5 protein-coding genes are annotated in these 13,675 nt (G+C 60.1%); 3 read left to right on the top strand and 2 right to left on the bottom strand.

Features of this window, described 5'->3' with window-relative positions; genetic code table 11:
- Window positions 1–140: 140 nt before the first annotated feature.
- A complete protein-coding gene (locus U5A05_RS21180) occupies window positions 141–3,110 on the bottom strand; it encodes an autotransporter outer membrane beta-barrel domain-containing protein (protein WP_321834661.1) in 2,970 nt (989 codons plus the stop codon).
- Between the two features lie 242 nt (window positions 3,111–3,352).
- Here U5A05_RS21180 and U5A05_RS21175 point away from each other — a divergent pair, with 242 nt between their 5' ends.
- A complete protein-coding gene (locus U5A05_RS21175) occupies window positions 3,353–8,014 on the top strand; it encodes an AAA domain-containing protein (protein WP_321834659.1) in 4,662 nt (1,553 codons plus the stop codon).
- On the opposite strand, the gene U5A05_RS21170 is transcribed toward U5A05_RS21175, so the two are convergent.
- On the bottom strand, window positions 7,988–11,179 hold the full coding sequence (locus tag U5A05_RS21170; protein ID WP_321834658.1) for a S8 family serine peptidase: 3,192 nt from the start codon (window positions 11,177–11,179) through the stop codon (window positions 7,988–7,990). The two genes, U5A05_RS21175 and U5A05_RS21170, sit on opposite strands and share 27 nt — an antisense overlap.
- A 294-nt stretch (window positions 11,180–11,473) precedes the next feature.
- On the opposite strand from U5A05_RS21170, the gene U5A05_RS21165 reads away from it, so the two are divergent.
- Window positions 11,474–12,223 (top strand): FadR/GntR family transcriptional regulator, encoded by a 750-nt coding sequence (locus U5A05_RS21165; protein WP_261739807.1) that lies wholly within the window; start codon window positions 11,474–11,476, stop codon window positions 12,221–12,223.
- Window positions 12,224–12,602: 379 nt separating this feature from the next.
- A complete protein-coding gene (gene kdgD, locus U5A05_RS21160) occupies window positions 12,603–13,514 on the top strand; it encodes a 5-dehydro-4-deoxyglucarate dehydratase (RefSeq protein ID WP_321834657.1) in 912 nt (303 codons plus the stop codon).
- The last annotated feature ends 161 nt before the right edge of the window (window positions 13,515–13,675 follow it).

Genomic DNA, 13,675 nt, shown 5'->3' with positions numbered 1-13,675 from the left:
AAACGCAACCCCTGTAGCAGCTGCCGAGGAACGAAGGCTGCGTTCGGCGGCGAAGCCGTCGTGAAATCAGATGCTGCGGTGTGCCAGTTAAAACCGGCTCTCAAGGTTTACGACGGCTTCGCCGCCGAGCGGCTACGTTATCAAAAACTCATTTGCCATTGCCCCATCAGCCCGTGATTGCGGCTGTTGCTGCCGATATCGCCGGTATACCCCACGCCCAGTGTTTGACGGGCCGATACGCCAATATCCAGCCCTGCCTCCAATACCAGGCTGTTGCGGTCCAGCGCGCTGCCTTCGACATTGAAGGCAGAACCACCGAGCACAAAGGCCTGGCTGGTTGTGCTGCTGACATCGCCATAGGTGTGCTTCCAGCCTGCGCTCAGGCGTGGAGTGACGCTCATGCCGTTTTCCAGTTGGCTCAGATGCGCCAGACGCACCCCCAGGGTGCTGTTGAAGTTGTCCTGTGTTTGCTGATCGACCTGTAACGCGGCAGCACCGCCTTTTTCGGTGTAGCGATCACGCTGGTAACGCTGATAACCAAGATTGGCAAACGGTTCGGCACTCAGGCGCCCGCTGCCCAAGGCGTAGCCCAGTTCGGCAAAGGCTTGCTGGCTGCTGGCCTGGTAATCGCCCTTGGGCTGATCGCTGAAGCCGTTAAACACCACGCTGCGTTTGCTGTCACCGTTATGGCCGCTATAGGCCGCGCCCAGACGCAGGGCCAACGCGCCGCTCTGGCGGATCGCATAGGCGCCCGCATGCCAGCTGTTGACGGTGCCATCCATGCCGGTGCTGTTCACGTCGGTTTTTGAGTAGCCGCCGAGCACGCCCATGCGCCAGTCGGGTGTCAGCGCCCAGTCGGCACCGAGCAGTCCGCCTTTGGTGTGTTGGGTCAGATCGCTGTTGCCGTGTGTCCCGTCCAGGCGGCCATAGCTGCCCAGGCCCTGAAGCCAGAGACGACCCTGGGCATTCGGGTCATTGAGGTTGCGCACACCCGCAGGTACGCCAGTGGCGGCCAGGGCCGGGGTGTCGCTGGCAGCACTGGCAACCTGCAATCCACCGGCTGCGCCCAAGGACTGCATGGCCGTCAACATGCTGCTGCCCACTTGTGAGGTGGCGCCCAACGTTGCGCTGCTCAGGCTTGCAGTGCTGCTACCCGCCAGTTGTTCGATGGCCGCTCCCGCCGTTTGCGTGCTGGTGTTGAGCAAGGCGTTATACAGCGCATTCCCGGCCTTGAGCTGGCTGAGGCCGATGGCGGCACTCCTGCCGTTGGCGCTGCTGGCGTAATTGGCAAAAGCCACGTCATTACGCGCATAGGTCAGCTCGACGCTGGTGGGGCTGTAGCTGAGGGTCGGGGTGAGGAAGGCGTAGTCGCTGGTGACCTTGGCGAAGGTGCCGTCGACGCCCCCTGCGTTGAGCACCGTGTACTGGCTGAGCCACGGGTAGTTGCCGCTACCGGCATTGATCGCCAGCGTTGCGCCGTTGAGCCAGGCAGTGCCACCGACCTTTACCGGCGCACTGCTGCCATCGGCATTGACTCCATAAGCCAGGGTCGCGTCGCTGGTCAGGGTCAGGTCATGGATGATACTTGGACCTCCCAACTGTGGGTTAGCTTGCAACGTGCCGTTGACCAGCAGGTTGGCAACACTGCCGCCACCGGCATACACGCCACCTTCGTCGACGATCAGGGCACCGCTGATGGTGCCCTGATTGATCAGGCGGGCGCCGCTGAAAATCACGCCGCCGTCACTGAAATCGTTCTGGCTGGTAAGTGTCCAGCTACCGGACCTCACGTCCAGCCATTCAAAGTTCTGGCTATTGCCGAAACTGCCACCGGCCGGGTCATCGAGCGTGACCTGATCAAAACCGCTGCCGCCATCGACCAAACCGTCGAAGCGGCTGGCGCTACCCAGCGTCAGCTGGTCATTGCCGCCGCCCAGATCCAGCGCCTGGCCATTGCTGCCACTGATCAGGCCATTGTTGATCACCACATCATCGAACTCGCCCACAAACTTCACGCCAAAACCGTCCAGCCCCTTGATCGTGCCGTGGTTGATCAAGGTGGTGGCGGCGAGCCCTGAGCCATCGCTGCCATCATCCACCAGCACTGCATTGTTGGCGCCGCTGACCAACGCGCCTTGAGCGTTGTAGATATAACCACCGCCCAGCGCGATACCTTCGCTGCCGTTGGCAAAGCCGTTTTTATCGACACCGCCCGCGCCGGTGCCCTGAATCACGCCGTAGTTTTCGATGTGGGCGATAAGGTCGATATCCACTCCGTCGCCATCACCGTTAGGCTTGAGCCCGGAGTAGGCACCGGTGATGGTGCCGTAGTTGATTACAGTGCCATCACCGTCCGAGCCGAAGCCCGAGCCGTTACGCCCGGTCACTTCGCCATGGTTGATCAGCGTTGCACCCAGATCGGTGGTGATCCCGTGGCGCCCGCCCGTAACGGTGCCGTAGTTGGTCACCGTCACGCCGGTGGCCGAGTCGATGTCGATGCCGTCGAACTTGTTGTCGTCGCTCAGTGCATCGCCCGATGAGATCTCGCCGTAGTTGACAATCGTGGCGTTGGAGCCGGTTTTCATGCCGTCGCTGAACTCGCCGCGAATCAACCCGCCTGCACGGTTGATCAGGGAGATGTTGACGTCATCGTTGCGCACCGCGTCGAGGTCGATGGCCTGGCCGCTGTCGGTTGAGCGAATGGTGCCGCTGTTGTCGATCAGCACACTGCCACTGCTGAAGTGGGTGTCGATGCGCAGGGCATCGTTGCTGCCCTGGATCGTCGCGCCGCTGCGGTTAAGAATGCTGTAGTTACGCTCGCCAGTTGCGCTGCCACTGCTGTCGATAGCGCGCCCACCCGTCGATATCAGGCTGCCCGCGTTGTCGATCACCACGCCTGTACCGCTGGTACTGCCCTTGAGCGTGACAGCCACTTTGGCAGTGGTCAGGCTCCCGGCTGGGGTCACGGTCAACGAGTCGCTGGCGCCCAGGTTGAGGGCGCTGGTGCTGGGAGCGCTCAAAATGGTGTCACTGGCGAGTGCCAACGGGGTAAACCCGCTTGAGCTTAAAAGCGCGATGGCAAGTGCGAGACGTTGGGGAGAGGGGGGCATGGGTAGCGACCTTATCGGGAATATCCGGGCCGTCTTTTATAGCGAGAAGTTTTTACAGAATGATGTATCTGAATACCACCTGAACCTCTGTATTGTGTCGGCCATTGTAGGATTTTTCGCTTTCTTCCGGCGCCTTCAGGCTTTCTCGATGCCCCCCCTTATCAAAGTGGTTCAGCTCAAACATGGATACATTACGCGCACGTCTCGCTGGTCTGATTGAATTTGTAAAACAGACGGCACTCATGCAAAAGCGGCCCGCGTTGACCGTCAGCCAGCACAACGCATTCAGCGCCAGCGAAGAAAAGCTGCGCGCATTGCCAGGTGTCGGCCTGGATGTACTGGAAGGCGACGATGATGAAATCTGGCTGCGGCTTGAGCGTTTGCACGAGACCCGTCCGCCCGCGCCATTGAGCCCGCTGCTGGCGCTGTGGATCGAGCTTAAAGGCACCCCGCAAACCGAGCCGGCGCTAAAACTGCGGGTAGCGCGTGAAGCGCTGATCAACAGCGGCGTACTGTCCGAGGCCGAGCTTGCGCGCCTGACTCTGGTGGGGATCAATGTCAGCGAAGACGCCCCGGTCGATGAGTGGGTGAATCTGGAAGACTGCCTGGATGCAGGCGAGATCAAGGCCCAGTTCAAGTCCTACAGCCAGACTGCCTGGCGCCTGTGGGCGGTAGAGGAAAAGCAGCGGCGCAAAAGTATCGAGCTGTATGCCGAGCTGTTTCTGCTGGTGCAGCAGATGCAGGGCAATCTGGGGGATGCGCAGCTGGAACTGGTCTGGGGGCTAGGGGTTTCGACGTGGGAACATCCCGAGGTCGGTGTCATCCATTACCCGTTGATTAGCCAGTTGGTCGAGATCGCCATCAACCCGGACACCATGGCGCTGGAAGTACGTCCGCGTGCCGCTGAGCCGCGGTTGGAAGTGGATGCTTATGTCGCGGCAGATATTGCCGGTGTCGGGCCATTGGCGACGCTGGCCAAGGATTTTTTCAACAAGGACCAGGGTGGGATCAGCCCGTTCAATCCGGGCAGTCATGAGCCGGTGATTCGCTCGGCGTCGTCATTGCTCGATGCTCAGGGGCAGTTTGTGCCGGTGACGGTTGCCGAAGGCGATCGCAGCGTGCCCAAGGCCGGTGAGCACCTGTGCGTGACAGATACCTGGTGCCTGTTTGCCCGTGTTCGCGACAGCAATATGTTTATTGAAGACCTGGCCCGTTTTGAAGGCGAGATAGAGGCAATCGGCGATTTGCCGCCAGCCTTGCAGGCGATCTTGACCGAGCCTTCCAGCGTGTTGGAAGACGTAGTTCTGCCACCGTTTCGCGGTTTGTCCTACGTCAGTGGTTCCCAAGGCGGTGATGCGCCAGCGGCTAAAGTCCACGAACTGTATTTCCCCAAGCCCTACAACGACGAGCAGGTGCAAATCATCCAACTGCTGGAAGTGCACGATGGTGTGGTGGTGCAGGGCCCGCCTGGCACCGGCAAGACCCACACCATTGCCAACGTCATCAGCCATTACCTGGCCAATGGCAAGCGGGTGCTGGTGACGTCGATGAAAGACCCGGCGCTGGCTGTGTTGCAGGAAAAACTCCCGGAAGACATCCGCCCGCTGGCGATCAGCCTGCTGAGCAGCGAAGCGGACGGCATGAAGCAGTTCGAATTTGCCATTCAAAAGATTTCATCTGAGGTCCAGCGCATTGATCGGGCGCTGTACAAGCGCGAAATCGGCCAGATCGACGACGAAATCAATACGCTCCACGGTCAGATGGCCAGCGCCGACCGTGAAATTACGCAGTGGGCCGAGCGTAACCTGTCGGACCTGGAAATCGACGGTGAACGCCTCAGCCCCACCCATGCCGCATTGCAGGTCGCCGCGGCGCAAGATGAAATCAACGGCTTTGCCGATCAGATCGGTATTGGCGAGGAGCACCGCCCACGCTTCACCCTGCAAGACATTATTGCCTTGCGCGAGGCACGGCTTGAGCTCAAGGACTCGCTGTCTTATTTGGGCCTGAAAGTCCCGCAACTGGACGACTTTCCGGATGCGCAGACGCTGATTCAGGTCCATCAGGATCTGGCTCAGGAAAGCCAGTTGCAGCACAAGGAAAGCACCGGCGAGGTGCCGCGGTTGCTCGACGCCAGCGCGCAGACCCTTGAACAGGCGCAGACGCTGGTCGAGCACCTGGGGCAATTGCAGGCACTGCGTACGCAGCTCAAAAGTGCGGAGCACAGCTGGGTGCCGGCCATGCAGGCCTATTTGATGCGTAACCCCAATGCCGATGTGCTGGCGCTTTTCGACAGCCTCAAGGGCGAAATCGAAGAGGCACTGGCCGGTCGCAAGGCGTTTGTCGCCCGGCCGGTGAGTTTGGCCTTCGAGCTGCAGGCACAGCCCGAGGTGGTCGCCGCCATCGATAACCTGGCCCAGGGGCGGCGCCCGTTCGGCTTGTCCGGCCTGATCGGCAAGGGCAGCCAGAAGCAGTTGCTGGACAACATTGTGGTGCTGGGCAGCAAGCCGCAAAGTGATCAGGACTGGGCCCACGTGCAGGCGTTTGTGCGCTTTCAGCAACTGGGCCGCACCCTGTTGTTGCGCTGGAATGCACTGGCCGCCGAGATGCCGTTGCCGACCCTTGAAACCGACGCCGAGCAACTGCTGGCGGCGGCCAGGGCGATTGAACAATACGGCGATATCATCCGCGCCGAACAGGGCGAAGTCCGCGCTCAAACCGAACTCAAACACCTGCTCCCGGACTGGGCTGAAGTCGCTCAGTTGCGCAGTGACGAGGCGGTGATGGGCAAGGGTGAGGGCATTTTGCGCCATTACCTGATACGCCACCGATTGGCGGCCACCTGGGCGCTCAAGGAAGCCTTCAACAAGGCGTTGGCCGGTTGTGGCGGCGCGGTGAGCGAACGCCTGCAAGGGTTTCTGGATTTGAGTCTGGGCCAGCCGCAGGTGACCACCGCCGAGGTTCAGGCGCAGTGGTCCGAGTTGATGGACGAGTTGCGCCGGGTGTTAGCGCTGACGAGTGCGCTGGCCACGGTGCAGCGGGTGACAGAGGTGATCGCGCAGAGTGGCGGCTTGCTCTGGGCTGCACGTTTACGCGACGAGCCGAGCACCGGCCCGGTGGATGGCCTGCTGGCGGACAACTGTCTGGACGTGTGGCGTCTGAGCCGTCTGGCACGCTACCTGGACAGCATCGACGGGCGTGAAGATCTTAAGCGTTTGTTCACATTGCGCGGTGAGCTGGAACTGAGTCTGTCGCGCCTTTACCAGGATGCGGTGGTCAAGCGAACCTGGCTGCGCCTTTCGGAAAACGCCACGCCAAGTGTCAGGGCGGCCCTTGAGCTGTATCGCACCGCGATCCGCAAGATCGGCAAGGGCACCGGCGTGCGTGCCGGGCGTTATCGACAGGATGCGCGACTGGCCGCCGATGTGGCGATTTCGGCGATCCCGTGCTGGATCATGCCGCATTACCGTATCTGCGAGAGCCTGCCGGCCCAGTACGGGGCCTTTGACCTGGTGATCATCGACGAAGCGTCACAGTCCGATCTGAGCGCCTTGCCTGCCTTGCTGCGCGCGAAAAAAGTGCTGGTGGTGGGCGATGACAAACAGGTTTCGCCGGACGGTATCGGCATGGAAGAAGAGCGCGTACAGAACATGATGGCGCGCTATCTGGGTAATCAGGTGGGGCTGTATCGGCCATTGATGTCTCCTGAGCGCTCGCTGTATGACCTGTTTAAAGTAGTGTTTGCCAAGAGCGGCACCATGTTGCGTGAGCATTTCCGCTGTGTGGCGCCGATCATCGAGTACTCCAAACGCGAGTTCTATAACCACGAGCTCAAGCCGCTGCGCCTGCCGATGATGACCGAGCGCCTGGATCCGCCGCTGGTGGATCTGCTGGTGATGGACGGGGAGAAAAAGGGCAAGTTCAACCTCGGCGAAGCCAATGTGATTGTCGAGGAAATCCGTCGCCTGATCGCCCTGCCGCAGATTGCCGGGCGCAGCATCGGTGTGGTTTCGCTGCTGGGGGCGGAGCAGGCGCAAAAAGTCATGCAAATGCTGACTAAAGAGCTGGGCGAAGAGGTGATCACCCAATTCCAGATCAGCTGTGGTGATGCGCGCACGTTCCAGGGCAAGGAGCGGGACATCATGTTCCTGTCGATGGTCGCCAGCCCCGGTGATTGTTTTGCCAACAGCCGCGACTCGATAGCCCAGCGCTTCAACGTGGCCGCGTCCCGGGCGCGGGATCGCATGTACCTGGTGCGCAGCGTCGAACTGACCGACCTCAGTGCGGTCGATGGTTTGCGCCGTGGCTTGATCGAGCACTTTGAAACGCCCTTTACTCAGGATGCAGCGCAGGTCAGCGATTTGCGCGAGTTATGCGAGTCGGGCTTTGAACGCGACATGTACGATGAACTGACCCGGCGCGGCTATCGGGTGATCCCGCAGGTCGGTGTAGGGGCCTATCGCATTGATATGGTGGTTGAAGGTGACAACGACAGTCGCTTGGCAATCGAGTGTGACGGCGACCGTTTCCACGGGCCGGACCGCTGGGACAGCGACATGCGCCGCCAACGTATTCTGGAACGTGCCGGTTGGCGCTTCTGGCGCTGCTTTGCCTCGGCGTTCACTCTCAATCGACAGCAGATCATTGATGATTTGTTGGCGACTTTGAAGGCAATGAACATTGAACCTGCCAGTGGCGAAGGGGCGGCACCGAGCATTCATGTCGAGCGGCGCCAGGTATATGGCTTTCGACGCGCCGGTGCCGTGGATGAGGAGGGCCGTGTGCGGCCCTATGACAACCGTCCGGCCAAGGACCCGTTTTTGTTCTGGGTCCCTGACGACACGTTTGCCGTGAGCGATGTTGAGGAAGGTCAGTCTTCAGAACTCGAACTGATACTGCGCTGACACGCTGCGCTCGCGCGCGCGTTCACCGCGCTGATCACTCAGGTTCATGCTCAAGGCGCTGCTGTGGGTGAGCCGTGCAACAGCGCCAAGGTTCAGTTGCAGCGCCGTGCTGTTCAGCGGCGCTCCTGCGACGCGCATGCTGCTTGCGCCTTGCCAGGCGACATCGGTGGTTGGGCTCAGGTCGCCGCTGGCGCGGGTATAGGCCGCGCTGCCGTTGAGGCTGAGCCAGGAAGGCCCGGCTGAGGTTCTGTGCAAATCGACCTTGAAGCGCACGCCGCCGGTGGTCAGGTTAACCGCGCTGCTGGCAGCGCGTCCGCTCAGGGCACTCTTGGCGCCGCGTTCGCTGAACCCGTCAGTCTGGCTGCGCACGCTGGCCAGTTGCACAAAGGGTTGCCAGTCCCACGCGCCCTGACTCAAACGATAGTTGCCTTCAACAAATACCTGTTGGGTCCGGCTGCGGTAGTTGGCGGAAAGGTTTTCATCGATCCCGGCAATATTGATGTGGCGCTTGGTTTGTATCCTGTTGTGGCCATAGGCGAGCCCGCCGTAAAGCCCGAAGGCATCCCAGGCGTGCCCCGCATGCAGGCCGAACTGGTAACCGTCGAGGGTGGCCCGGTCGCCACCTGCGGTTTTTACGCGGGTTTGACCGCTGGAAAGCAGCAGCCCGGCGCTAGTGCCCTGTTCGAAGTCATGGTCAGCACCGACCAGTATGCCGCTGAGTTTGTGACTGGCAGACGCAGCATTGCCGTCACCGTTCAGGCGCCCGCCTTGCAGAAGCGACTGCACCCAGACGCCCTGACGGGAGGGGCTGTCGAGGACCTCACGCGCACGAACCAGCGCGGCGTTACGCAGCACCTGGGTGTTTTCGAGCAGTATTGATTGGGTGCTGGCGTGCAGTTCGCCGCTGAGCTGGCCCAGTGCGTGTCTCGCCTCGTCAGGGAACAGCGAGGTCAGGCGCTGGGCCAGCGGCTCGGACATGGCCAGGTTGTCGGCGGCGCTGGCCGTGGCGCGCTGGTTGGCGGTGCTGGCGGCCGAGAGCAGCGGCAACCCACGGGCGACATCAACCCCGATGGAGTGTGTGTCCTGGGTCTGGGTGAAGCTTAAAAATGGCGAGAACGCCCGGTGATCAAACGAGGTGAAATGGCCCTTGATTCCCGCATCGGCCTGCAACACGCGGTAGTGCTCACCAAGCGCAAATACACCGGGATTGCGGGCCAAACGCAGCGTGCTCGCTTCCAGTTCGGCCAGGCCTGTGACCTGCAGCGCCGGTACAGCGCCAAGTTGCCCCGCAGTGGCGATCAAAGCCGAACCTGCGCCCTGTAGATAATTACCGTTGACCGTCAATGGCCGGTGTTCGCTGCCGGGGGCAATGGTTCCCAGTACTTGGGTGTCAGCCAGTGTGCCGTCGCCACTGAGCCAACCGCCTGCACCTACTCGGGTAATGGCGCCGGTTTGTTGGCCGTTGATATGAGCGATGCCGCCGTTCACATTGAGCTCAGTGCCCTGCAAGGTGCCGTTAAGGCGTAGCAATCCGCCTGCAACGTTGATGTCGCTGGCCAAGCGGTTATTGCCATCGAGTTCGAGGATGCCGCCGCTGAGGGTCACACCGGCAAAACTGTTGTTGCCACTGAGCCGCAGCCAGCCATCACCGGTCTTGCCCAAGCGCCCAGGGCCACTGATGTCGTTACGCCAGTCATCCCAGGCGCCGCCTTGCCAGATCACGGCGCCACCGGCGCGGCGGTCCATTGCCACGGTGGTATCGACACGCAGCTGGCCTGGCCCGTCGATGGCTTTTTTCAGGTCGATCAGGCCCCAGCCGTACACGTCATCCACGCCGGGTGCACCCAGGTCTTGGGTCGTGGTCAGCAGTACATCGCGTACTTGCGGGTTGCTCAGATACGGGAAACGTTCCATCAAAAGCGCCAGCGCACCGGTTACATGGGGGGCGGCCATTGACGTGCCGGTATAGGTTGCATAGCCAAAGCGGGGACGGTCGGCGATGACATCAACGCCGTTGACTTCGCCATCCTCGGCATAGCGTTTTTTAACGTCGATCTCACCATCGACGACGGAGGAGGTGATTACGGTTCCCGGAGCGGCCACGCACCAATTCATGCTGTAGCCGCAGCGAAACGAATCCGAGTTCAGCAGCAGGTTTTTATTCACATTGACCACGCTCAACCAGTACGGCTCAAGCTCTGGTATGGCGCGGGGCAAGGAGGCCAGCGTATCCGCGAAAGGGGACAGTTCGGGGGTCGGGTTGTTCTCGGAATTGCCGGCCGCCCACACCTGTAGTAAACCGCTGTCTTGGGACATTTTGGCAAACACATCGATCAGGCCCGAGCGATGCTTTTGCAGGGCTGCATCCAGTTGTTCAACGGTGGACAAGTCCTCGGGGATACCCCAGCTGTGATTGATGGCTCGCACGTTCTGTGCACGCAGTTGCTCATACGCTGGCAGATAGGCCTCGAGGGCAGGCATGACGGTCTTGTCTTGCCCCTGTGATTCGGGAGCATCGTTATAGACGTTACCGAACAAGCGTATCGAGCTCAGATTGGCCGCATAGGCCACGCCGTGCATGCCTTTGCCATCACGGTTGGCGAGCATCGTTCCCGCTACGTGAGTGCCATGGGGTTCGTATGCTGCGCCCAGCATGGCTTTGTACTCATCAAGCTCGTCTCTGGACAGTTCGCGGTTGGCGATCAATTGTTCCAGTCGGGCCAAGGTTTCTGGCGGTAAGTCGTTGTACTCGATGTTCGCGCGATCACCCTCGGAGAAGAAGCAGCCCCGATTGCCCTTTGTAGGCAGCATTTCTTTCTCGCATCCGAAGTCAGCGATGCGCACAGGGCGATTATCTTTTGCAGCGAATTCACTGTGACGTAAATCAACACCAGTATCGCCAAGGCTCAGGCGTACACCGTTGCCACTCAGCCCGCGGGCATAGGCCACATCCGCGCCAATTGCGGCCAACCCCCAATCCAGTTTGAACTCCGCGCTGTGCCAGCTGGCGGCGTCGTGCAAGCGTCCCTGTTCGCTATACGCCAATGCTTGAGTGGGGATCGTCCACATACCTGCAAGCAGGCTCAGGGTCAGGGGGGATACGCGTAATGAGGGATGGAAAGTGCAGGAAGCGAGCTGCCTGTCGCGTTTTTTTGAGTTGAGCATGCCTGAAAGTTCTTTGTCTGAAATGAGCTGTGAAGCGTGGGCAATTACCCACAGGCTGCGAATCAGACGTGGCGGGGTTATATGCGAGAGGGCTCCGCTTAGGATGTAGGCAAATGCAATTTGTTGAGCAGCGTCTGTCGTGAACCCGCAGCAGGTGATCGTACAACCGGCTTAAGCTATGATGCGCCTATACGGGGGCAGGACAACACAGTGTCCAGATCCGCCAGGGCGATGGTTCAGCTGCTTTAATGATCAAAGTCCCCGATCCTTTTGATTTCGAGAAAAATGTTCACCATGGAAAACCAGAACGACGTACCCCGCCTCCCTCGCAAGCGCCGCAGCCTGGCGCAAGAGTTGGTGACGGTGCTGTCCGAGCAGATCCGCGACGGCATGCTCAAGCGTGGCGACAAGCTGCCTACCGAGTCAGCGATCATGGAGGCCCACGGCGTTAGCCGCACGGTGGTGCGCGAAGCGATTTCCCGGTTGCAGGCGGCAGGGCAGGTCGAGACCCGGCACGGCATCGGTACTTTTGTGCTGGACACGCCGAGCCCAAGCGGTTTTCGGATCGATCCGGCAACCGTCATTACTTTGCGCGATGTACTGGCGATTCTGGAGCTGCGTATCAGCCTTGAAGTGGAGTCTGCCGGGTTGGCCGCTCAACGCCGCAGTGCCGAGCAATTGGCTGCAATGCGGGCGGCGCTGGATGCCCTGAACGAAAACACGGCCCGTAACGGTGATGCCGTGGCTTCGGATTTTCAGTTCCATTTGCAAATCGCGCTGTCGACTGGCAACCGTTACTTCACAGACATCATGACCCACCTGGGCACCAGCATCATTCCGCGTACCCGGCTGAATTCGGCGCGCCTGGCCCATGATGACCAGCAGCAATACATGAACCGACTGAACCGCGAGCACGAAGAAATCTACCAGGCCATTGCCCGCCAGGATTCCGAGGCGGCTCGTGCGGCCATGCGCCTGCACCTGACTAACAGCCGCGAACGCCTGCGCCATGCCCATGAAGAAGCCGAGGCGCAGCGCGGGTAGGGCACTGACGGACCGGTGTTGATTCTCTGTTCCAGGTCAAGCCCCCCAGTGGGAGCGAGCCTGCTCGCGAATGTTCTTCGCGAGCAGGCTCGCTCCCACGCTTGAAGTATCGCAGCCTTCGTTCCTCGTCAGCGGCTACAGTTTTGTACGGTTCTCAGACAACCTATCTCTATTCTAAAATTAAATTCTTATCTGGCTTAACACCATAAAGCCCGTCCTAGACGGTTTTTATGGTTTTTGCTGAGTGGAATTTGTCCCCTGGCAAGCACCGATTGAAGAAATGAGATTGACGTTACTTTTTTAAGTTGTACGATGACGTACGACGCAAAGAAGCATTAACTTACTTTTCATCACAACGTGCTCCCAGGGTGTTCGAATAATGAATCCACAAGAACTGAAGTCCATCCTCTCTTCCGGTCTGTTGTCCTTCCCGATAACCGACTTCAATGCTCAAGGTGATTTCAACCGTGAGGGCTACATCAAGCGGCTGGAATGGCTGGCCCCGTACGGCGCCTCGGCCCTGTTCGCCGCTGGCGGCACTGGTGAGTTCTTCTCCCTGGCGGCCAGCGAATATTCGCAAGTGATTAAAACCGCGGTCGATACCTGCGTTAACAGCGTGCCGATCCTCGCCGGTGTCGGCGGTTCGACTCGCCAGGCCATCGAATACGCTCAAGAAGCCGAGCGTCTGGGTGCCAAAGGTTTGCTGCTGCTGCCTCACTACCTGACCGAAGCCAGCCAGGACGGCGTTGCCGCCCACGTTGAGGCCGTGTGCAAGTCGGTGAAAATTGGCGTGATCGTCTACAACCGCAACGTCTGCCGTTTGACCGCACCACTGCTGGAACGTCTGGCCGAGCGCTGCCCGAACCTGATTGGTTACAAGGATGGCCTGGGTGACATCGAGTTGATGGTGTCGATCCGTCGCCGCCTTGGTGATCGATTCAGCTACCTGGGCGGCTTGCCGACCGCAGAAGTCTACGCCGCCGCCTACAAGGCGCTGGGCGTGCCGGTTTATTCTTCGGCAGTGTTCAACTTCATCCCGAAAACGGCGATGGATTTTTACCAGGCCGTGGCCCGCGAAGATCACGCCACCGTGGGCAAGATCATTGATGACTTCTTCCTGCCGTACCTGGACATCCGCAACCGCAAAGCCGGTTACGCGGTAAGCATCGTCAAGGCCGGGGCAACCATTTCCGGTCACAGCGCAGGCCCGGTACGCACTCCGTTGACCGATCTGTTGCCAGAAGAATACGAAGCACTGGCCGCTTTGATCGACAAGCAAGGCCCGCAGTAAGTAAGCACCAAGGCCGCTGAGAAATCAGCGGCCTTTTGCGTAAGGGAATATGCTCGGCGGCTGTAAAAATTCTCCCAAGGAATCACACACAGCGTCACCCGTAAGTCCGCCACACCTAAAAATATTCACCCGCGCATAAAAATAATCAGTGGGAGTAGTAC

It is taken from the genome of Pseudomonas kulmbachensis (assembly GCF_963681935.1).
Lineage (GTDB): Bacteria > Pseudomonadota > Gammaproteobacteria > Pseudomonadales > Pseudomonadaceae > Aquipseudomonas > Aquipseudomonas kulmbachensis.
This window is presented reverse-complemented; position numbering and strand designations above follow the sequence as displayed.